The sequence below is a fragment of the Microbacterium phosphatis genome (assembly GCF_049177115.1).
GTDB lineage: Bacteria > Actinomycetota > Actinomycetes > Actinomycetales > Microbacteriaceae > Microbacterium > Microbacterium phosphatis.
This window is the reverse complement of sequence record NZ_CP185370.1, coordinates 898167-919605: the sequence shown is the minus strand read 5'-3', so window position 1 is coordinate 919605 and position 21439 is coordinate 898167. Positions and strand designations below refer to the sequence as shown.

Sequence of the window (21439 nt, the reverse complement as noted above, 5' to 3'; positions counted from 1 at the left end):
GGCACCCGCCCTTCGTCGTCTGCGACCGATCAGGCCTGGAGGACGGCCTGCAGGTCGAGCGTGATGGTGACGTCCTTGCCCACGAGCACGCCGCCGGTCTCGAGCGCCGCATTCCAGGTGAGGCCGAACGACTCGCGGTCGATCTTGGCCGAGCCCGTGGCGCCGGCCTTGTAGTTGCCCCACGGGTCGACGCCGAAGCCGCCGAGCTCGAGGGTGAAGGTGACGGGCTGCGTCACGCCGTGGATGGTGAGGTCGCCGTCGACCAGGAACTCGCCGTCCTCCTCGCGCACGCCGGTCGAGACGAACTCGATGGTCGGGAACTGCTCGGCGTCGAAGAAGTCGGCCGAACGCAGGTGCTGGTCGCGCCCCTCGTCCTTGGTGTTGACCGAGGCCACGTCGGCCTTCGCCGACACCGACGCCTCGAGCGGGTTCTCGGGAGCGACGATCGTGCCCTCGATGACGTGGAAGGCGCCCTTCACCTTCGAGATCATCATGTGACGGACGCTGAAGGCGACCTCGCTGTGCGAAGGGTCGATCGTGTAGGTGCCGGGACGGTAGCCGGGGATCTCGATGGTCATGTCTCTCCTCGAAGATGTGTGGGAAGCGGGGGCCGCGAGCGGCTTCACGGAAGACAATACCCATTCACGTGCATATATTCCCGAAAGCGGGAACTTCTTCCGCATATAACGAAGCGCCCTCCGCGGGGAGGGCGCTTCGCGGGGACTCGAAGAGTCAGCCGACCTTGATGAGGTCGATGATGAAGATCAGGGTCTTGCCGCTCAGGAAGTGGCCGGCGCCCGCGGGGCCGTAGGCCAGGTGCGGCGGGATGACGAGCTCGCGACGGCCGCCCTCCTTCATGCCGGGGATGCCGTCCTGCCAGCCCTGGATCAGGCCGCGCAGCGGGAACTGGATGCTCTCGCCGCGCTTCCACGACGAGTCGAACTCCTCGCCGGAGTCGTACTCGACACCCGCGTAGTGGACGGTGACGGTGTCGCCGGGCTTCGCCTCGGCGCCGTCGCCCTCGATGAGGTCGCGGATGACGAGCTCCTCGGGCGCCGGGCCCTGGGGGGCGTCGAACTCGGGCTTTGTGCGGTCTGCGCTCATACGAACCATCGAACCACGATCCCCCGACGGCGTGGGCATCATTTCGCGGAGCGAGAAATCCGCCGCGCCCCGGCGGACGCGGCTCCGAGACGCCCCGGACAGCACTCAGCGCCCGGGTCGCGGCGAGGCCTGCGAATCATCCGGGCGCTGAGTTGATCTGCATCCAGGATCCCCCCGCCCCGCGAGGGTGTCAATACCCGACGCCACCGCCGGATCAGCGGGCGAGCATCGCCTGACGTGTCGCGGTGAGGCGGGCGAGCAGGACGTGCTCGTCGTGGGCGGCCCGCGGATCCCGCCCAGAGATCGCGCGGTGACGGGCCGCGGCGAGCGCGGCGGCGTCGCGGGTGAAGGACTTCATCAGCCCGCGCCGGTCGCCGGGCAGCGACCTCGCCCATGCCCTGCCCGCCTTGCGGCCGCGCGGAGTGGCGAGCATGTCGACCTCCTGCGGGCTGAACCATCCCGCCGCGGCGTAGTCGCCGAGGCGCTCGCGCGTCAGGCGCGCCTCCTCGCGGCGCAGGTAGATGATCCCCCCGACGAACACCGCGAAGATCGGCACCTGCAGCACGAAGTAGTAGCCGAGGAAGCCTCCGAGACCCCCGCCGACGATGAACGTCGCGCCGTTCCACAGCGCGTGCAGGGCCACCGCGCCGGCGTAGCCGACCACCGCCAGGCCGAGCGTCGGCAGCAGGTGCTTGCCTCGACGGGCTGCCAGGCCGAGCGCGAAGCCCGTGCAGGCCGTAAACATCGCGTGGGCGAACGGCGACAGGATCGCGCGGAGGAAGAACGTCACGCCGAGCTGGAGCTCGCCACCCTCGAGCAGCGAGATCGCGAAGTACTGGATGTTCTCGGTGAAGGCGAAGCCCGCGCCCACGAGGGCGCCGTAGACGACGCCGTCGACGGGGCCGTCGAACGCGCGGCGGCCGAACCAGAACAGCAGCAGCAGGCCCAGGCCCTTGAAGCCCTCCTCCATCAGGGGCGCCTGGATCACGGCGCCGAAGAACTCGGTGCGCTGGATGCCGAGGTGGTAGTCGAGGAGCTGGAACGCCGTGCCCAGCAGCAGGGTGAACGCGATCGAGGCGATCCCGCCCCAGGCGAGCGCGAAGAAGACCAGGCCCTTGGGCTCGGGCTCCCACCGGTCGATCAGCACCACGACCCAGATCACGACGGCGAACGGGATGAGCGCCAGGATGAGGCCGACCGCGGTGGCGACGGGGCCGAAGAACGTGACGAGATAGGCGAGCACGCCCAGCAGCAGGAGACCGAGGACCGGCCAGATCCAGACCGGGATGCTGCGCCCCCGCTTGTCGGGCACCGGCAGCGGCGCGACGACGGGGGCCGGCGCGATCGCCGCGCCCACTCCGTAGGTCGGCTGCGCGAGCGCGGTCGGGAACGTCTGCTGGTTCGGCGGCGTCAGGCCGGCACCGTAGGTCATGGTCTCTCCCCTGGTGTCGCGGGTGATCCCCCGCTTACGAGCGTCATCCTATTGCCGCCCGTGACGCGCCCCGGATGCACGTCCGCCTCGGGAAGAGGCGGGGCGTGCGGCTAACCTGGGGTCATGCGATTCGCCCACGTCGTTCTTCCCGGGGGCGGCTCCCCCACGCTGGTCATCGTCGACGGCGAGGGCGCGATCCCGGTCCCCGCGCTCCTTCCCGACGGTCCGCGCACGCTCGAGCAGCTGATCGCCGGCGGCGACGCCCTGCGCGCGGCCGTCAGCGAGGCGGCGGCGACCTACGACGGCGAGCGCGTGCAGATCGCCGAGGCGGCCTTCGGCCCCGCCGTCCTCACCCCGCCCACGATCATGGCGATCGGCCTGAACTACGCCGCGCACTCGGGCGAGCTCAACCTGAAGACCGACGACACGCCCACCGTCTTCACGCTGTGGCCGAACTCGATCGCCGCCCACGGCGGCACGACGACGTGGTCGCGCGCCATGACCGAGGCCGTCGACTACGAGGCCGAGCTGGGCGTCATCATCGGCACCGCCGCGCGCGACGTCAGCGAGGAGGACGCGCTCTCGCACGTCTTCGGCTACACCGTGGTCAACGACATCACGGCCCGCAACATCCAGTACTCCGAGGCGCAGTGGAGCCGGGCGAAGTCGCTGGACGGCTTCACCCCCGTCGGCCCCTACGTCGTCACGGCCGATGAGATCCCCGACCCGCAGAGCCTGCACATCTGGACCGTGCTCGACGGCCAGACGATGCAGGACTCCACGACGGGGGCGATGGTGCGATCGGTGGCGAAGCTCATCGCCCATCTCTCGAAGGGCATCACGCTGCTTCCGGGCACCCTCATCTCCACGGGCAGCCCCGGTGGGTCCGGCTACTCGCGCACGCCGCAGGTGCTGATGCGCGACCGCTCGACGGTCACGGTCGGCATCGACGGCGTGGGCGAGCTGACGACCCACTGCCGCGTCACCGACTAGGGCCCCGCCGGGAGGTCCTCGGCCGGGATGGTCGGGATCGCGGCGGTGATCGCCTCGATGCCGGACAGCCGCGCCGGCGAGAGCTGCTTGTCGACCTCGGCCCGATCCATCAGCCCCGCCTCGACCACAAGATCGGCGACGTTGCGGTTGGTCAGCAGCGCGGTCTTCGCGAGCGCGGCGGCGGCCGCGTAGCCGATGAACGGCGTGAGCGCCGTGACCACGCCGACCGACGATCCGACCATCGTCCCGAGGCGGTCACGGTTCGCGGTGATGCCGTCGATGCAGTTCACGCGCAGGGTGTGCATGGCCTGACGCATCCAGGTGATCGACTGCAGGATCGAGTGCGCGATCACCGGCTCGAACGCGTTCAGCTGGAGCTGACCGGCCTCGGCCGCCATCGTCACCGTCATGTCGGCACCGGCGACGGCGAAGGCCACCTGGTTGACGACCTCGGGGATCACCGGGTTCACCTTGCCGGGCATGATGCTGGACCCGGCCTGGCGGGGCGGCAGGTTAATCTCGCCGAACCCGGCCTGCGGGCCCGAGGAGAGCAGCCGGAGGTCGTTGCAGATCTTCGACAGCTTCATGGCGTTGCGCTTGAGCGACGACGAGAACGACATGAAGGCGCCCGTATCGCTGGTGGCCTCGACGAGGTCGGTGGCGGTGCTCAGCGGCAGGCCGGAGATCTCGGCGAGGTGCTCGCGCACCGCCTGCGCGTAGCCGTACGAGGCGGTCACACCCGTGCCGATCGCCGTGGCGCCCAGGTTGATCTCGTACAGCAGCGACGAGTTCTCGCCGAGGCGCGCGTAGTCCTCGCCCAGGGTCGTCGCGAATCCGTGGAACTCCTGCCCGAGCGTCATCGGGACGGCGTCCTGCAGCTGCGTGCGGCCCACCTTGAGCACGTCGTGGAACTCGCGCGACTTCGCCAGGAACGCCCGGCGCAGCATGTCGAGTTCGTGCAGCAGCGACACGTGGATCAGCGAGATGCCCACCTTGATCGCCGTCGGGTAGACGTCGTTCGTCGACTGGCTGCGGTTGGTGTGGTCGATCGGCGAGAGGTAGGCGTAGTCGCCCTTCTCGCGGCCGGCGAGCTCGAGCGCGATGTTGGTGATGACCTCGTTCGCGTTCATGTTGGTGGACGTGCCGGCGCCGCCCTGGATCACGCCGACCACGAACTGATCGTGGTGCTCGCCGTCGATCACCCGCTGGGCGGCGCGGTCGATGAGGTCGGCGCGCGTCTCGTCGAGCACGCCGATCTCGCGGTTCGCCCGCGCGGCGGCCTGCTTCACCATCGCGAGCGCGACGACGAGCTCGGGGTACACCGAGATGGGACGCTTCGAGATGTCGAAGTTCTCGAGCGCACGCGCGGTGTGGATGCCCCAGTAGACATCGGACGGGATCTGCAGAGTTCCCAGCGAATCCGTCTCGGTACGGGTGTCGGGACCGGTGGCCTCAGCCATCATTCTTGCCTCCAGCGGACCTCGTGGGTCCTGTCGCTTTCGGCCCGCTCCGCATCGAGCGGGCCACCAGACGAGCCTAGGCGCGAGGGGGCTTGCGGGAGAACGCCTCCAGGCGCTGCTCAGGTGAAAGTTCCGCCATCTTTTCGTACCAGTCAGGAGTGAAGTATCCGGCGACGTCCTCGGCGTCCACCGGGACGACCGTGTGAGTGATCGTGTCGTCGTAGACGTGCACGAGGTGGAAGTCCTGCCCGGCGTCCATGCCGTTCACCCGCTGGGGCGGGCGGGCGACGTCCATCGTGTAGCAGGACGCCGATGCGACGCTCACGGGGATGCCCGCGAAAGTGCCGCTCATCGAGTAGTGCAGGTGCCCCCCGAGGATCGCGCGCACGTCCGAACCCGAGAGGACGTCCGCGAGAGCCGCCTGGTCGCGCAGCTCGAGGATGTCGAACAGCGGGACATGGCTCGGCAGCGGCGGGTGGTGCAGCGCCAGGATCGTGCCGAGCGGTGCGGGCGTGGCGAGCACCTCGCGGAGCCACTCGCGCTGGGCCGCGTCGATCTCGCCGTGATGCCAGCCGGGCACCGAGCTGTCGAGGGCGACCAGGCGCAGGCCCGCGAGATCCCAGACGCCGGTCACGGGCGTCTGGTCGGCCGAGAGCCCGAGCAGATCGCGGCGCATCTCGGGCCGCTCGTCGTGGTTGCCGGCGACCCAGACCACCGGCGCGCCCATCCGCGCGGCGGCGGGCTCGACCAGCTCGCGCAGGCGGAGGTACGCCTCGGGCTCGCCGAGGTCGGTCAGATCGCCGGTGAACACCAGGGCGTCGATGCGCACCGTGCCGTCGCCGGAGAGCTGCTCGAGGCGCGCGAGGGTGCGGTGCAGGTTCGCCTCGGTGTCGTAGCGCCCGCCGAGCGGGGCGCCCGCGGCGAGCAGGTGCGTGTCGCTCAGATGGACGATGGTGCGCTGCGCGGGGGCGTGCTGGCCGAACTGCATGCCGTCAGACTAGGCCGTGCCGGTGACATCGCCGGGCCCCGCCGTGCGGCAGGATCGGGCCATGAACGTATCGAGGGCGGACATCCTGGTCGTCGGCGAGAGCGTCGCCGACGTCATCCACCGGCCCGGCGGCGGTTCCGTCACCCACCCCGGCGGCAGCCCGGCCAACGTCGCGTACGGGCTCGCGCGGCTGGACGAGGACGTGGCCCTGCTGACGCAGCTGGGTGACGACGAGGACGGCGCCCTGATCCGGGCCCACCTGGTGGGGGCGGGCGTCCGGCTCGTCGCCCCCGCGGATCCGGAGCTGCCGACCCCGCGCGCCACCGCGCGCATCCAGGCCGACGGATCCGCCGAGTACGACTTCGAGATCGGCTGGACGCTCGCGGACCCGCCGCCGTGCCGCGCCCCTCACGTGCACACGGGGTCCATCGCGGCGTTCCTCTCCCCCGGCGCCGACACCGTGCTGGACCTGCTCGAGGCCGCGCGCGGCGACGCCAGCATCAGCGTCGACCCGAACATCCGCGCCGCGCTGCTGGGCGACCACGAGGCCGCCCTCGCCCGGTTCGAGCGGCTCGCGTCGCTCGCCGACGTCGTGAAGGCCAGCGACGAGGACCTCGACTGGCTCTACCCGGGCGAGGATCCGGCCGGGATCGCGCGCGGCCTCGTCGAGACCGGCACGGGCCTCGTGATCGTCACCCGCGGCGCCGACGGGGCGACCGCGATGACCCGTGCGGGCATGACGGAGGTCGCAGCCCCCCGCACGCACGTCGCCGACACGGTCGGGGCCGGGGACTCGTTTATGGCCGCCCTGCTGGCGAGCCTGCGGCGATCCGGCCTGCTCGGGCCGGGCCTGCGCGACGCGCTGGCGCAGACGCCGCCCGAGCTGCGGCCTCACCTGGATCAGGCGGCCCGCGCCGCCGCGATCACCGTCTCGCGCCGCGGGGCAAACCCGCCCACCCGGGACGAGCTGGTGGGGCGCTGACGCCGGGCGGCGTCAGCCCAGGACGATGAGCAGGATGCCCGCCACGACGGCGAGGGCGCAGATCACGAAGCAGGCATAGGCGGCGATCAGCGCGAGGCGCTTCTGGCCCTCGCTCAGCGGGTTCTTCGCGGCCGCCTTGGCCGCGGCCTTCTCGGCCTTCGCGATGCGCTTGGGCGAGACGACGGTGATCGCGTCGGTGAACTGCGCGGGGGCGACGACCGGGATGTTCCCGCTTGTGGCGAGCAGGCGCAGGCCGAGCGCGTAGAAGCCGACAACCACGACGGCGCCGACGAGCGCCGCGAGGAAGACCTGCAGGAAGGCGAGCCAGTCGATGGTCACTTGACGTTCCCCTTCTTCGCGGCCTTCTTGGCGTCCGCCTTCTTGGCGGCGGCGGCCTTGGCGGCGGCCTTGCGACGCTCCTGCTCTTCGAGCTTGCGCTGCTGGCGCGGTGTGGGCGGCGGGTTGTCGTCGATGTTGACGGCGTGACCCGACGCGGCGACCTCGCTCATGGCGTTGCCCGCGTGGACCTGGTTGCGGGCCGAGCGGAGGAACATGAACACGATGGCGAAGACGGCAACGACCGCGTCGATGATGACGCCCGTGACGCCCAGGCCGGCGTTGCGCGACCAGACCACGAGCAGGGCGGCAAGGGCGCCGACGAGCCCCGCGGCGGGGAGCGTCAGCAGCCAGCCCACGAAGATGCGGCCGACCGTGCCCCAGCGCACCTCGGAGCCGCGGCGGCCGAGCCCCGATCCGATGACCGATCCGGAGGCGACCTGCGTGGTCGAGAGGGCGAAGCCGAGGTGGCTCGAGGCGAGGATCGTCGCGGCGGTGGACGACTCGGCCGCGAAGCCCTGCGTCGGCTTGACGTCGGTGAGGCCCTTGCCGAGGGTGCGGATGATGCGCCAGCCGCCGACGTAGGTGCCGAGGGCGATGGCCGCCGCGGCGGACAGGATGACCCACAGCTCGGGCTCGGGGTGGTTCTGCCAGCCGACCGCGATGAGCGCGAGCGTGATGATGCCCATGGTCTTCTGCGCGTCGTTCGTGCCGTGCGCGAGCGCGACGAGCGAGGACGTGAAGATCTGGCCCCAGCGGAAGCCGTCGCGGCCGTCGGGCTTGCCGTCGTACCGGCGGGTGACCGCGTAGGCGAGCTTGGTGGCGGCGAAGGCGATGAGCCCGGCGGTCAGCGGCGCCAGCAGCGCGGGCAGCACGACCTTGGACATCACGACGCCGAAGTCGATGCCGTGGACGCCGAGGCCCACGATCGTGGCGCCGATCAGGCCGCCGAACAGCGCGTGCGACGAGCTGGAGGGAAGCCCCAGCAGCCACGTGAGCATGTTCCAGGTGATCGCGCCGATGAGGCCGGCGAAGATCAGCGACGGGAAGATGGCACCGGAGATCTGATCCTCGCGGATGATGCCGCCCGAGATCGTCTTGGCGACCTCCGTCGACAGGAACGCGCCGACCAGGTTCAGGATCGCGGCCAGCGCGACGGCGGTCTTCGGCTTCAGTGCACCCGTCGCGATGGGCGTGGCCATCGCGTTCGCGGTGTCGTGGAAGCCGTTGGTGAAGTCGAAGAAGAGCGCCAGGGCGATGACCAGCGCGACGACGAGGGCTGCGGTTTCCACCGTCCGCCTTCCGTGATCGAGGATCCGGGTATCGGATCCGATCCTGCGAACGAAGAGTTCGCGATGTGTTCGGGGTCTGGCAACCAGACAGTGATAAATCCTCGCACCGCGTGGGGAAGCGGTCAAACCGGGACCCGGGCGTTTCGCGCCGCCGTGCGCCCTCGCCCCCCGAGCCGGCGGATAGCGTGGACGGATGACCGCTCCTCGCCCCGACCGGCGACCCCAGACCCGCACGCATCACGGCGACACCTTCGACGACCCCTACGAGTGGCTGCGCGAGAAGGAGTCGCCGGAGGTCGTCGCCCACCTCGAGGCCGAGAACGCGCACACCGACGCGGCGCTCGCGCACCTCGAGCCGCTGCGCGAGAAGGTCTTCCAGGAGATCAAGAGCCGCGTCAAGGAGACCGACCTCAGCCTCCCCAGCCGCCGCGGCGACTGGTGGTACTACGGGCGCACCGTCGCGGGCAGGCAGTACGGCATCCAGTGCCGCGCGCCGATCACCGGGCCCGACGACTGGACGCCCCCGATCCTGACCCCGGACACCGAGGTGCCCGGAGAGCAGATCCTGCTGGATGCCAACGTCGAGGCCGAGGGCCAGGAGTTCTTCTCGCTGGGATCGTTCGACGTGTCCCACGACGGCACCCGGATGCTCTGGGCCGTCGACGTCGCCGGCGACGAGCGCTACACGATCCGGATCAAGGACCTCGTCTCGGGCGAGGTCCTGCCCGATGTGCTCGAGGACACGTCCTCGGGCGCGCACTTCCTGCCGACCGGCACGCACATCGTCTACACCACGGTCGACGACGCCTGGCGCCCCGACCGCGCCTGGCTGCATGCCGTCGGCGCGGCCACCCGCGACGACGACCGCGAGATCTACCGCGACGACGACGAGCACTTCTGGGTCGGCGCCGGCGTCACCCGCAGCGACCGGTACCTGATCGTCGAATCCGGATCGAGCATCACCAGCGAGGTCGCCCTCCTGGACGCCCGGACCGTGGCGACGGACCCGTCGGCCGTGCCGACCGTCGTCTGGCCGCGTCGCGAGGGAGTCGAGTACGGCGTGGAGCACGCGGTCGTCGACGGGGACGACTGGCTCTACATCCTGCACAACGACGGCGCGCTCGATTTCGAGCTCGTCCGCGCGCGCGTCGAGACGCCGGATCAGACCGAGGTCGTGATCGCGCACGAGCCGGGTCGGCGGCTGATCGACATCGACTGCTTCCGCGACTTCGCCGTCGTCGAGTATCGGCGCGAGGGCCTCCCCCGCGTCGCGCTGCTCGACTACGCCACGCACGCCGTCACGGAGATCGAGTTCGAGGAGCCGCTGTTCTCGGCGGGCCTCGGCGGGAACCCCGAGTGGGCGCCGCCGGTGCTGCGCCTCGGCTACGGCTCGTTCACCACGCCCGGGTCGGTGTTCGAGTACGTCCTCCCCGCCGGCGCCGCGATCGGCCTCGGCGAGCCGGGCGAGCTGATCCTGCGCCGTCAGGTCGAGGTGCAAGGCGGCTACGACGCGGCCGACTACGGTCAGGCGCGCCTGTGGGTGCCCGCCGCGGACGGAACGCGGATCCCCGTGTCGCTGGTGTGGAAGCGCTCCTTCGGCGAGCCCGGCCAGGCGCCGCGCCCCGTGCACCTCTACGGCTACGGCTCCTACGAGCACTCGATCGACCCCTCGTTCTCGGTCGCGCGACTGTCGGAGCTCGACCGCGGCGTCGTCTTCGCTGTCGCCCACGTGCGCGGCGGCGGCGAGATGGGGCGCCAGTGGTACGAGGACGGCAAGCTGGCGCGCAAGCGCAACACCTTCACCGACTTCGTCGACGTGGCCCGTCACCTGGTCGAGAGCGGCTACACAACGCCGGACCGCGTGGTCGCCGAGGGCGGATCGGCCGGCGGCCTGCTGATGGGCGCCATCGCGAACCTCGCCCCCGAGCTGTTCGCGGGCATCCTCGCCGACGTGCCGTTCGTGGACGCGCTCACAACGATCCTCGACCCCTCGCTGCCGCTCACGGTGATCGAGTGGGACGAGTGGGGCGACCCGCTGCACGAGGCGTCGGTGTACGAGTACATGAAGTCGTACACGCCCTACGAGAACGTCCGCGAGGGCGTGACGTACCCGCGGATCCTGGCGATGACGTCGTTCAACGACACCCGGGTGATCTACGTCGAGCCGGCCAAGTGGGTCGCTCGCCTGCGCGACGTCGGCGCGGATGCGCTCTTCAAGTGCGAGATGGTCGCCGGGCACGGTGGCGTCAGCGGCCGCTACAACGCGTGGCGCGAGCGGGCCTTCCAGCTCGCCTGGCTCTTCGACGTGCTCGGGGTCGCCGACGCCTGACCGGTGCCGATCAGCGGCGGGCGATCACCACGTCGACCTCGTCGCCGATGTCCTTCCCGAGGGTCTTTCGCACCTTGGCGCTCAGCGACACCATGTGACCGCCCGTCCCGGTGACCATCGCGCCGACGTCCTCGAGCAGGATGTCGTCGATCCGGGCGTCCACGCGGACGCTCCTGCCCGTGCCGAGGAACTCGACCGACCCGGGGATCTCGACGCAGCTCCAGGTCTCGCCCTTCACCTCGACGCCGATCGTCGTCTGGAACCGCAGGTCCACGCTCATGCCGGGGAGCGTAGCCCGCCGGAGGCGGTGGCCGTAACCCCGCACGGCGGGAAGCGGCCGGAAACGAGAGAGGCTCCCCGGTGCCGCACGCACCGGGGAGCCTTCTCGTCACAGGGGTCGATCAGCCGAAGAGGGCCGCGGCCTCCTCGTAGCGGGACACCGGCACGGTGTGCAGCTCGCCGAGCGCGTCGGCGAACGGCACGCGGACGATGTCGGTGCCGCGCATGGCGACCATCTCGCCCCACGCGCCCTCCTGCAGCGCGTCGGCCGTGTGCAGGCCCAGGCGCGTGGCGAGCACGCGGTCGAAGCCCGACGGCGAACCACCGCGCTGGATGTGACCGAGGACGGTCGCCCGGGTCTCGATGCCGGTGATGCGCTCGATCTCGGGTGCGAGGATCTCGCCGATGCCGCCCAGGCGGGGGCGGTTGAAGGCGTCGAGGCCCTTGTCGCTGTACGCCTCCTCCTGGCCCTTGAGCTTGAAGCCCTCGGACACGACCACGAGCGGCGCACGACCGCGCTCGAACGCGGAGGTGACCTGCGCCGTGATCTCCTCGATCGACAGCGGCACCTCCGGGATGCAGATGACGTGCGCACCCGCGGCCATGCCCGCGTGCAGCGCGATCCAGCCGACGTGACGACCCATGACCTCGGCCACCATGCAGCGCTGGTGCGAGTCGCCGGTGGTGCGCAGGCGGTCCATGGCCTCGGTCGCGATGTTGACCGCGGTGTCGAAGCCGAACGAGTAGTCGGTGGCGCCGAGGTCGTTGTCGATGGTCTTCGGCACGCCGAAGACGGGGACGCCGTCGTTCGACAGGCGCTCGGCCGCCGCGAGGGTGCCCTCGCCGCCGATCGCGATGATGCCGTCGATGCCGTGCTCGGCGAGCGTCGCCTTGATGTTCTCGGCGCCGCCGCGCTCACCCTCGTAGGGGTTCGTGCGGCTCGTGCCGAGGATGGTGCCGCCGACCTTCGCGAGGCCCTTGACCTCGTGACGGGTGAGCGGGAAGAAGTCCGCGTCGACGACGCCGCGCCAGCCGTCGCGAATGCCCACGAACTCGATGTCGTACGTGGTGGTGCCCTTGAGGACGACGCCGCGGATGACCGCATTCAGTCCGGGGCAGTCACCCCCGGACGTGAGGATTCCGATCTTCATGCTCTCGACCCTAGCGGGAGCGGCAGACCACCGTGGTGGTCTGCCGCTGTGCGCACGAGGATCGTCGCCGGATCGGGATCCGGGTCAGTCTCCGCCCAGCGCGGCACGCAGGATGTGCATGAGCGCGGCGAGCTGAACCGAGTCGCTCGAGGTGGGATCGACGGCCTCGCCGTCCAGGGCGCGGGCCGCGAGACCCTGCTTCTGGTCGATGAGCTCGGCGATCTTCGTGTCGATCGTGTGCGCGGCGATGATGCGCCACGCGGTGACGGGCTCGTCCTGTCCGATGCGGTGCACGCGGTCGATCGCCTGCGTCTGCTCGGCGGCCGTCCAGCTGAGCTCGGCGAGCACAACGTTGGAGGCGACCTGCAGGTTCACGCCGACGCCCGCCGCGGTGAGCGAGCAGACGATGATGCCCACCGACGGGTCGTTGTTGAACGAGTCGATGGCGTCCTGGCGCGCGACCTGGCTCTGCTCGCCCCGGATCGAGACGGCCTTGATGCCGTTCGCACGGAAGTGGGCCTCGGCCTGGTCCATAACGTCGATGTGCTTGGCGAAGAAGACGACCTTGCCGACCGAGCGCTGCAGCTGGGCCGCGTAGTCGGCCGCGAGGCCGGCCTTGGCCTGGCCGATGCGGCGCACCATCGTGAAGACGTTGTCGCCGTCGGTGCCGGCGGCCTTCGACTCCTCGAGCTCACCGTTGGCGACGAGGCGGACGATGTCGTGGTCGATCTCCCCCGGGGCCAGGCCGCGGTCGCCGCGGGCCTCGATGATGCGGCGGTAGCGCGCGACCAGACGCGCGGCCAGCTCGCGCTCGGCCTCGCGGATCCCGCGGCCGAACTCGTCGTCCAGCTGCACGGGCAGGTCGGCCACGAGCTTGTCGGGGAGGTCCTTGGCGACGTCCTTCTTGCGGCGGCGCACGATGCCCATCGAGATGACGGCGTCGCGGGCCTCCGGGTAGAACGACTTGTCGGCCGGGGTCAGCCCCGTCGCGTCGAGCTTCTCCATCAGCTCGGGGCCCGGCTTGTCGCCGGTCGTCCACCCGAGGAAGCGCCAGATCGCGTCGAAGTCCTCGACGTCGTTGATCAGCGGCGTGCCCGTGAGGGCCAGCAGCAGCGGGTTGCCGCCCGGCGTCTGCTCGCGGATGCTCGAGGCCAGCGCCAGGACGTTCTGCGAGCGCTGCGACGAGAGGTTCTTGATGAAGTGCGCCTCGTCGACCACCATGCCGCGCAGGCCGATCTTGGCGAGCCATCCGAGGTGGCGATCCAGGATCTCGTAGTTGACGATGAACACGTCGGCGAAGGCGTCGAGGTCGGCCCCGTCGCCGTTGATGACCGTGGCGCGACGGTGCGGCGTCCAGCGCTCCACCTCACGGGCCCAGTTCATCTTCACGACGTTCGGGACGACGACGACCATCGGGTAGGCCTCGGCCACCGAGGCGGCGAGCACCGACTCGGCGGTCTTGCCGAGACCCGGCTCGTCGGCCAGGAGGAAGGTGCGGTGCCCCGCCCGGACGGCCTCGAGGAAGCGCGACTGGTGCACCATGACCTCGAGCCCCTTGGGCGAGACCCGGTCGAACTCGGGGACCTCGGGCAGCGGCATGGTCGCCGCTCCGCCGCCGGCGCCCTGCTCGAAGGCCTTGTACAGCGGGCCCATCAGCTCCCAGTCGTCGAGGCGACGACGCGGGGTCGGACCGCCGCGGCGGTGGTCGAGGTCGGGCGCGAGGAAGGGGTTCGACTCGATGCGCGCCTCGATCTGCGGCGGCGAGACCTGTCGGTCGGCTGCCGCGGGCGGCACAAGCGTCTGCTGCAGCACCGGCTTGACGTCGGCGATCACCAGCTCCTCGGGCGGCAGCTCGGCGCCGGACTCGATGAGCCAGTCGCGGCGCATACGACGGGCGACCGGCGAGGTGGCCTGGTCGACCTCGAGCAGCTGGATGAGCGAGGTGTCGCGCGCGGCCGTCTTGGCGAGGATCGTCGCGACGCCGTCGAGCCGCTTGAGCAGCTCGGCGCGGGCGGAATCCGTGACCTCGCCGTCGGCCTTCACGCGGGCGCGCTCCTCGCGGACGAGGAAGGCGATCACCTGGAACTTCGTCCGGTTCGTGGGGCCGAGCTTGCCGCGCTGAGCCTTGGCCTCGACCTCGCGCACCTTGCGGGCGAGGATCGGGATGAGGGGGGCTTCGTCGTCGCGGCGCGCGGACGAGGACCTTCTGCGCTGTCGCGCGGGTGCCGTGGTCGGCATGCTCCTCCTGAGCGTAGAGACCGTCGCGACCGAGGCGACGTATGCGGCTTCGGCCGGTGTGGTGCGTGCGTCCGCGGGACTTGCGGATGCCGAGGCATCGCGGGGACGCGATCGTCACGCGTGTGCACGACGAGGCGATGCGGACGCGGTTTCCATCCCGGGGCACGTACCGGCCTGCGAGGAGTTGCCCGCTGCAACCAGGTTGAGCGAGCGGCGAGTCGAAACCCGGATCTCTCGGACGTCGATGACGCGTCGGGCGGCGGAAACCTGTGGCGTCAGTCTACGGCATACGGGGTGCCGGAACTACGGCAGGAATGCGATCATGTCGGCGATCGCGTCGGACACCAGCGACGGATCGGCGTTGAGCGCATAGGTGGAGAGCATCAGATCGCCGCGCAGGACCACCCGCTCGATCTCGACCGAGCCCTGCTGCTGCTCGCCCCGCCGCTCGCAGTCGACGGGACCGCCCGTCGCGTCGCATGCCGGGAAGTTCTGCGTGAGGGCGCTGCGCACGAACTCCTGATGCTCCTCGGGGATGAGCGCGGCCGTCGAGATGAGCGCGGTCGTGCCCGGCGGCGTCCACGAGCAGGTGAGGTTCGGGGATCCCTGGATCACGTCGAGCAGGTCGACGATCTTGGAGCTCGGGACCGCCGCCGCCTCGGCCGGGTTCAGCTGCGCGAACGCGGCGAGGAGCCGATCCTGCATCGCGGGCGAGTACGCCTGCGCGCAGTCGGCGGGCAGGCCGCTCGGCGCGGCCGTCGCGGTGGGTCCCGTGGCGCCGGGCGTCTCCGTCGGGGCGGCGGGCGCCGGGCTCTCGGTCGGCGCAGGCTCGGTCGGCGCGGCCTCGGGCGTGCACGCGGCGAGCGCGAGCGCGGCCAGAGCGAGGACGACGGCGGGGAGGACGCGGCGCATGGCCCCATCCTCCCCCACCGCCGGCGCGGTCACTCGAACGAGCGCAGGCGCAGGCTGTTGAGCACAACGAACACGCTCGAGAACGCCATGGCGGCGCCCGCGACCATCGGGGTCAGCAGCCCCAGCGCCGCGAGTGGGATCGCGGCGATGTTGTACCCGAACGCCCAGAACAGGTTGCCCCGGATCACGCCGAGCACCCGGCGGGAGAGCCGCACGGCGTCGGCCGCGGCCGGGAGCGAGTCGCGCATGAGCGTGATGTCGCTCGCGTGCATGGCCGCCTCGGTGCCGCCGCCCATGGCGATGCCGAGGTCGGCGGTCGCGAGCGCGGCGGCGTCGTTGACGCCGTCGCCGACCATGGCGACACGGCGGCCGGCCTCCTGCAGGCGGCGCACCTCGGCGAGCTTGCCCTCGGGCGTCACGCCGGCGATCACCGTCCCGATCCCCACCTCGGCGGCCACGGCACGGGCGACGGCGTCGCCGTCTCCGGTGAGCAGCACGACCTCGAGGCCGAGCTCGCGCAGCTGCGCGATCGCCTCGCGGCTGTCGTCGCGCACGGTGTCGCCGACGAGGATCGCCGCGCGAGCCGTGGGGCTCATCCCGGCGGCCGATGCCCAGCCGACGATGACAACGGTCGATGCTGCATCGCGGGCGACCGCGGCGAGGTCATCGGGCACCCGTGCGCCGCGCTCGACGGCGAAGGCCAGGTTGCCGGCGAACGCCTCGCGCCCCTCGACCGTGCCGACCACTCCGTGACCGGCGTGCGTGCGGAAGCCGGTGACGACGGGCACCTCAGCCTCCCCCGCGTGCGCGACGATGGCCCGGCCGATCGGGTGCTCCGATCCGGATTCCAGCGCCGCGGCGATCCGCAGCACCTCGTCGGGGTCGGCGCCCTCGGCGCCCACGACCTCGTGCACCGACATGCGTCCGCTGGTGACCGTGCCGGTCTTGTCGAGGACGACCGTGTCGATCCGACCCGCGGTCTCGATCGCCTCGGGGCCGGTGATGAGGATGCCGCGCTGCGCGCCGCGCCCGGTGCCCACCAGGATCGCCACGGGGGTGGCGAGGCCGAGGGCGCAGGGGCAGGCGATGATCAGCACCGCGACGGCGGCGATGAGCGCCGAGTCGAGCCCGCCGCCGGCGATCAGCCAGCCGGCGAAGGTCAGGACGGACAGGCCGATCACCACCGGCACGAACACCCCCGAGATGCGGTCCGCGAGCCGCTGGATCTGCGACTTGCCGGCCTGCGCGTCCTCGACGAGGGCGGCGATGCGCGCCAGACGCGTCTCGGAGCCGACCGCCGTGGCACGGACGACGAGGCGACCGTCGGTGGCGATCGTGCCGCCGGTGACGGCGGATCCGGGCCCCGCCGGGACGGGCACGGACTCGCCGGTGAGCATGCTCGCGTCGATCGCGGCCTCGCCCTGTTCGATCACGCCGTCCGTGGCGACGGTGCCGCCCGGACGCACGACGAAGCGGTCGCCGGGGTGCAGGCGCCCCACGGGCACCGTGGCGGCGTCGCGCCCCTCGGCGTCGGCCAGCGTGACGTCCTTCGCGCCGAGGTCGATGAGCGAGCGCAGCGCCGCACCCGCCGCGCGCTTCGAGCGCTGCTCGATGAAGCGGCCGAGCAGCAGGAACGTGGTGACCACCGCGGCGACCTCGAAGTAGACGTGCATGCCGCCGGTGATCGTCACCCACGTGCTCCACAGCAGTGCGGCCATCGTGCCGAGCGTGATCAGCGTGTCCATGGTGGCGGCCCCGTGACGGGCGTTGCGGAGCGTCGCGCGGTGGAACGGCCATCCGGCCCAGAGCACCACCGGCAGGCTCAGTGCGAGCACCACCCACTGCCAGCCGGGGAACTGCAGGGGCATGATCATCGAGATCGCGAGGATCGGAACACTCAGGATCGCCGCGGCGATCAGCCGGGTGCGCAACGGGGTCTGCCCCGGGGCGTCCTCGACGTCGTGGACGTGGCCGCCCGCGTCGTGGGCGTCGTGGTCGGCACCGCCGTGCGCGCCGCCCTCGTGCTGAGGACCGTTGTGCGCGGGACCGTTGTGCTCGGGCGGGTGGTGCCCCGTGTGCGCGTCGGTCCCGGCGGGGGCACCCGGCACGCGGCGCACCGAGGCGTCGTAGCCGGCGGCCTTCACGGCGTCGACCAGCGCGCCGTCCGGGGTGCCCGCGGGCACCTGCACCTTCGCGGACTCGGTCGCGAGGTTGACGGAGGCGGCGGCGCCGGGCACGAGCTGCAGGCGCTTCTCGACACGCGCGACGCAGCTCGCGCAGGTCATCCCCTGGATGTCGAGGACGACATCTCGAGTGGTGGAGGTCATGGGTGGATCCTTCCGTAGGCTCTCGCACGACAGGAACAAGAATACCCCCCTGGGGTATTCCCCGCACCCCCACGACGTACGCTGGAGCCATGACCATCGAACTCACCGAGCGGGGAATCGCCGCGACCATCGACCACGCGATCCTGAAGCCGGACTTCACCCGCGCCGACGTCGACCGCGAGCTCGACATCGCCGCCGAGTGGGGCGTCTTCAGCGTCTGCGTCCGCCCCTCGGACATCCCCCACGCCGTCCGCCGCCTGGACGGCACCGGCGTCGCCGTCGGCACGGTGGTCGGCTTCCCGCACGGCACCACGTCGACCGCGGCGAAGGTCGCCGAGCTGCGCCGCGCCAAGGACGACGGCGCCGTCGAGTTCGACATGGTGGTGCACATCGGCGGCCTGCGCTCGGGCGAGGACGACATGGTCACGGCCGACATCGCCGCGGTGGTGGCGGCGGCCGAGGGCTCGGTCACCAAGGTCATCCTCGAGACCAGCCTGCTGGACCTCGCGCAGATCGAGCGCGGCTCGCGCCTGACCGAGGCGGGCGGTGCCACCTTCGTGAAGACCTCGACGGGCTTCGCCGGTGGCGGGGCCACCGTCGAGCACGTCAGCCTCATGCGCCGCACGGTCTCCCCCGCCGTGCAGGTCAAGGCGTCCGGCGGCGTGCGCGGCCTCGAGGCCGCGCTCGCGATGATCGAGGCCGGCGCGACCCGCCTGGGAACCAGCGCGAGCGCGACGATCCTGGGCGAGCTGCGTGCGCGGGCCGAGGGCCGCGACGCCTCCGGCGCGCAGGACACGACCTCGTACTGACGCCGGCGCGGGGCGCCGCGGTCAGAGAGCCGAGGCGTCCCGCAGCGCGCGCGGCGCGGCCGTGAGCGCCCGGCGCGTGCGCACCACGTCGTCGGCCATCTGCGCGATGAGGGCGTCGATGCCCTCGAACGCGATCATGCCGCGGATCCGCGTGACGAACTGCACCTCGACCTCGCGACCATACAGATCCAGATCCGTCTCGTCGAGCACGTACGCCTCGACCTGACGGCGGGCGACGTCGTCGAACGTGGGGTTGGTGCCGATCGAGATCGCCGCCGGGTAGCGCACGCTCGATCGCTGCAGCCCGCGCGGAGTGCGGTCGATGAGCCAGCCCGCGTAGACCCCGTCGGCGGGGATGTACCCCTCGGCGTCCGGCGAGAGGTTGGCCGTCGGGAAGCCGAGTTCGCGCCCCCGCTTCAGGCCGTGCACGACCTCGCCGATGACCGTCGGGTTGCGCCCCAGCAGCTTGGCGGCGCGCTCGATGTCGCCCTGTTCGAGCAGCTCGCGGATCCAGGTGGATGACACGCGGCGTCCGTCGAGCGAGCTCGCGACATCGGCGACCACCTCGACCTCGAACCCGAGCTCGTCGCCCATCCGGCGCAGCAGCGCCGCATCCCCCGCGCCCCCGCGACCGAACCGGAAGTCTCCGCCCACGAACACCCGGCGCGCGTGCAGCCCGTCGACCAGGATGCGGCGCACGAAGCTCTCGGCGTCCTCGGACGCGAGCGCCTCGTCGAAGCGCAGCAGCAGCGTGGCGTCGATGCCGGTGCGGCCGAGCAACTCGGCCTTCTGACTCACGCCCACAAGCGATCTCGGGCAGCGATCCGGCGCGATGATCGCGAGCGGGTTGCGGTCGAAGGTGACCGCGACCGTGCGCACGTCCGAGGACGCGGCGTCCACGAGCATCTTCTCGATGATCGCGCGGTGGCCGGCGTGCACGCCGTCGAACTTGCCGATCGCGACGACGGACGGGCCGAAGTCGCCGGGGATGTCGGCGACGTCCTCGAAGAGGATCACTCTGCGCCCCGGGCGGGCGCGTCCGCGCGCGTGCGGTGCGTGATCAGCCACCACAGGCCGAGGAAGGGAAGCACCAGGGGTATGAAGACGTAGCCGCCGCCGAAGCCCGACCAGACCGTGGCCTCGGGGAACAGCTCGGGCACCGCGAGCGAGACGGTGCCGATGACGAGCACGCCCACGAGCTCGAACACGATGGCCACCCACGCGACGCGGTACCAGGCCTCGCGGCGCGAGAAGATCAGCGCGAGCGTGGCGAGGATGTAGACCGCCGCCGAGGCGGCCGAGAGCGTGAACGCGAGAGGCGCGTGGTCGAAGCGCTCGACGATCTGCACGAACGAGCGGCCGGTCGCGCCGAGCGCCATGACGGCGTAGACGACGACGAGGACGCGACCGATCCCAGTCATACGCCGGACGGGAGCGGGCTTCGAGGGCGAGGCGACGGGGACAGTCATAGCGCCCTCCAGTCTAGGCACGCGCGCCTCGGTCGACGCTCGGGCCCTCGCGCACGGCTCAGGCGACCTGAACGGTCCAGATCACCTGCATGCGCCAGATCATCACCGCGACCGACAGCGCGACGACCCCCATGATCACCGTGCTCCAGCGGCTGCGCTCGACAAGCGCCCAGCCCACGCCCGCGACCGGGAGGAGCACGGCCGACACGAGGTAGACCCAGAACTCGAGGATGCTGCCCGACGGCGGGTTGCCCGCCAGCGGCGCGACGATCGCGATCACGACCTGGATCACGAGCAGCACCTCGATCAGCGCGAGCGCGCCGACCGTGAGGTCGCTCGGCCGACGCCCCGCGAGGCCGAGCGTCACCGCCAGCAGGCCGGCCGCGACCGCGACCACCAGCTGCAGGATCGTGAACCACAGGATCATGCCGCCGCCTCCGGCATGTTCATCGCGCTCTTGAGCGCGTCGCCCCGTCGCTCGACGATGCCGACGAGCACGCCGTCCGGGTCGATCGCGGCCGCCAGGTCGCCGCCGAGGCGGGCGGCCTGGTCGGCGAGCTTCTTGCCGTGGCGGAGGTCGCGGGCCTCGTCGGCGGTGACGTCGAGGCGTCCGAGCACCCGGCCGGCGACCTCGGCGGGGTCGAGCGGGGCGGGGACGCCGTCGGCGAGCGAGTCGAGCTCGTGCGCGTCGGCGAGGTCGAACGGCCCGATCCGCGTGCGGCGCAGCATCGTGAGGTGGCCGCCGACACCGAGGTCCGCTCCGAGGTCGCGGGCCAGGGCGCGGATGTACGTGCCGGACGAGCAGTCGATCGTCGCGTCGAGCTCGATCGCATCCCCGGAGCGGCGGATCGCCCCCACGGCGAAGCGCGAGATCGTGACCTCGCGCGACTTCAGCTCGACGTCCTGGCCGGCGCGGGCGAGGTCGTAGGCGCGCTTCCCGTCGACCTTGATGGCCGAGAACGTGCTCGGCACCTGCGAGATGCGGCCGGTGAGCCGCGCGACGCCCTCCGCGATCCGCGCGTCCGTGACGACGGCGAGCTCGTCGGATCCGGCCGTCGAGACCGTCTCGCCCTCGGCGTCGTCGGTGGTCGTCGCGGATCCCAGGCGGATGGTGGTCTCGTAGGTCTTGTCGAGGCCGACGAGGTAGGTCAGCAGGCGCGTGGAGCCCTCGATGCCGAGCACCAGCAGGCCCGTGGCCATGGGGTCGAGCGTGCCCGCGTGGCCGATCTTGCGGGTGCCGAACGCCCGGCGCGTGCGGGCGACCACATCATGGCTGGTGATCCCGCCCGGCTTGTCGACGAGCAGGATGCCGGACGCGGGACTCATACCCTCCAGGGT

The 21439-nt window shown here is 71.5% G+C and carries 20 protein-coding genes; 4 read left to right on the top strand and 16 right to left on the bottom strand.

Annotation, left to right across the window (positions count from 1 at the left end):
* Positions 1–29: 29 nt before the first annotated feature.
* The 3 genes from ACOKGD_RS04270 to ACOKGD_RS04260 all read right to left on the bottom strand — a co-directional run bounded on the left by ACOKGD_RS04270 (position 30) and on the right by ACOKGD_RS04260 (position 2536).
* Complete coding sequence (locus ACOKGD_RS04270) at positions 30–578, bottom strand: YceI family protein (protein ID WP_342336563.1); 549 nt, start codon at positions 576–578, stop codon at positions 30–32.
* A gap of 154 nt (positions 579–732) precedes the next feature.
* Positions 733–1104 (bottom strand): FKBP-type peptidyl-prolyl cis-trans isomerase, encoded by a 372-nt coding sequence (locus tag ACOKGD_RS04265; protein ID WP_342336564.1) that lies wholly within the window; start codon positions 1102–1104, stop codon positions 733–735.
* A 214-nt stretch (positions 1105–1318) separates the two neighbouring features.
* Positions 1319–2536 carry a PrsW family intramembrane metalloprotease gene (locus ACOKGD_RS04260; protein ID WP_342336565.1) on the bottom strand — a complete coding sequence of 406 codons (1218 nt, stop codon included), beginning with the start codon at positions 2534–2536 and terminating at the stop codon, positions 1319–1321.
* Positions 2537–2659: 123 nt separating this feature from the next.
* Between ACOKGD_RS04260 and ACOKGD_RS04255 the strand changes: the two genes are divergently transcribed.
* Positions 2660–3529 (top strand): fumarylacetoacetate hydrolase family protein, encoded by an 870-nt coding sequence (locus ACOKGD_RS04255; protein WP_342336567.1) that lies wholly within the window; start codon positions 2660–2662, stop codon positions 3527–3529.
* On the opposite strand, the gene ACOKGD_RS04250 is transcribed toward ACOKGD_RS04255, so the two are convergent.
* Positions 3526–4989: an aspartate ammonia-lyase gene (locus tag ACOKGD_RS04250; RefSeq protein WP_421355088.1), complete on the bottom strand. Its 1464-nt coding sequence runs from the start codon at positions 4987–4989 to the stop codon at positions 3526–3528. The two genes, ACOKGD_RS04255 and ACOKGD_RS04250, sit on opposite strands and share 4 nt — an antisense overlap.
* 76 nt (positions 4990–5065) lie before the next feature.
* On the bottom strand, positions 5066–5977 hold the full coding sequence (locus ACOKGD_RS04245) for a phosphodiesterase (protein ID WP_342336571.1): 912 nt from the start codon (positions 5975–5977) through the stop codon (positions 5066–5068).
* Between the two features lie 61 nt (positions 5978–6038).
* Here ACOKGD_RS04245 and ACOKGD_RS04240 point away from each other — a divergent pair, with 61 nt between their 5' ends.
* Positions 6039–6959, top strand: coding sequence for a carbohydrate kinase family protein (locus ACOKGD_RS04240; protein ID WP_342336572.1), 921 nt, complete (start codon positions 6039–6041; stop codon positions 6957–6959).
* A gap of 12 nt (positions 6960–6971) precedes the next feature.
* Here ACOKGD_RS04240 and ACOKGD_RS04235 read toward each other — a convergent pair whose 3' ends face one another.
* The gene (locus ACOKGD_RS04235; protein WP_342336573.1) at positions 6972–7298 is read right to left on the bottom strand and encodes a peptidase; all 327 of its coding nucleotides are present in this window, start codon (positions 7296–7298) and stop codon (positions 6972–6974) included.
* Entirely contained in the window at positions 7295–8587 is a 1293-nt protein-coding gene (locus ACOKGD_RS04230) for an inorganic phosphate transporter (protein WP_342336575.1), read from the bottom strand. Before ACOKGD_RS04230 ends, ACOKGD_RS04235 begins: the two co-directional genes overlap by 4 nt.
* A gap of 193 nt (positions 8588–8780) precedes the next feature.
* Here ACOKGD_RS04230 and ACOKGD_RS04225 point away from each other — a divergent pair, with 193 nt between their 5' ends.
* Positions 8781–10916: a S9 family peptidase gene (locus ACOKGD_RS04225; protein WP_342336577.1), complete on the top strand. Its 2136-nt coding sequence runs from the start codon at positions 8781–8783 to the stop codon at positions 10914–10916.
* A 10-nt stretch (positions 10917–10926) separates the two neighbouring features.
* On the opposite strand, the gene ACOKGD_RS04220 is transcribed toward ACOKGD_RS04225, so the two are convergent.
* The 5 genes from ACOKGD_RS04220 to ACOKGD_RS04200 all read right to left on the bottom strand — a co-directional run bounded on the left by ACOKGD_RS04220 (position 10927) and on the right by ACOKGD_RS04200 (position 17823).
* Positions 10927–11196: a DUF1905 domain-containing protein gene (locus tag ACOKGD_RS04220; RefSeq protein ID WP_342336578.1), complete on the bottom strand. Its 270-nt coding sequence runs from the start codon at positions 11194–11196 to the stop codon at positions 10927–10929.
* A gap of 121 nt (positions 11197–11317) precedes the next feature.
* Positions 11318–12346: an ATP-dependent 6-phosphofructokinase gene (locus ACOKGD_RS04215; protein WP_342336579.1), complete on the bottom strand. Its 1029-nt coding sequence runs from the start codon at positions 12344–12346 to the stop codon at positions 11318–11320.
* Positions 12347–12430: 84 nt separating this feature from the next.
* On the bottom strand, positions 12431–14584 hold the full coding sequence (locus tag ACOKGD_RS04210; RefSeq protein WP_342336580.1) for a DEAD/DEAH box helicase: 2154 nt from the start codon (positions 14582–14584) through the stop codon (positions 12431–12433).
* Between the two features lie 303 nt (positions 14585–14887).
* A complete protein-coding gene (locus tag ACOKGD_RS04205; RefSeq protein ID WP_342336582.1) occupies positions 14888–15496 on the bottom strand; it encodes a hypothetical protein in 609 nt (202 codons plus the stop codon).
* Between the two features lie 29 nt (positions 15497–15525).
* Positions 15526–17823 carry a heavy metal translocating P-type ATPase gene (locus ACOKGD_RS04200; protein WP_342336583.1) on the bottom strand — a complete coding sequence of 766 codons (2298 nt, stop codon included), beginning with the start codon at positions 17821–17823 and terminating at the stop codon, positions 15526–15528.
* Between the two features lie 89 nt (positions 17824–17912).
* Between ACOKGD_RS04200 and deoC the strand changes: the two genes are divergently transcribed.
* Entirely contained in the window at positions 17913–18632 is a 720-nt protein-coding gene (gene deoC / locus ACOKGD_RS04195; RefSeq protein ID WP_342336585.1) for a deoxyribose-phosphate aldolase, read from the top strand.
* Positions 18633–18653: 21 nt separating this feature from the next.
* Here the strand turns inward: deoC and ACOKGD_RS04190 are convergent, their stop codons facing one another.
* Genes ACOKGD_RS04190 through truB form a run of 4 tightly spaced genes read right to left on the bottom strand, consistent with a single transcriptional unit; the run spans position 18654 to position 21427 of the window.
* The gene (locus ACOKGD_RS04190) at positions 18654–19649 is read right to left on the bottom strand and encodes a bifunctional riboflavin kinase/FAD synthetase (protein WP_342336586.1); all 996 of its coding nucleotides are present in this window, start codon (positions 19647–19649) and stop codon (positions 18654–18656) included.
* On the bottom strand, positions 19646–20101 hold the full coding sequence (locus tag ACOKGD_RS04185; RefSeq protein ID WP_421355087.1) for a hypothetical protein: 456 nt from the start codon (positions 20099–20101) through the stop codon (positions 19646–19648). The genes ACOKGD_RS04190 and ACOKGD_RS04185 overlap by 4 nt, the downstream gene beginning before the upstream one ends.
* Positions 20102–20159: 58 nt before the next feature.
* Positions 20160–20528 carry a hypothetical protein gene (locus tag ACOKGD_RS04180; protein ID WP_342336588.1) on the bottom strand — a complete coding sequence of 123 codons (369 nt, stop codon included), beginning with the start codon at positions 20526–20528 and terminating at the stop codon, positions 20160–20162.
* Entirely contained in the window at positions 20525–21427 is a 903-nt protein-coding gene (gene truB / locus ACOKGD_RS04175; RefSeq protein WP_342336590.1) for a tRNA pseudouridine(55) synthase TruB, read from the bottom strand. Before truB ends, ACOKGD_RS04180 begins: the two co-directional genes overlap by 4 nt.
* Positions 21428–21439 lie beyond the last annotated feature (12 nt).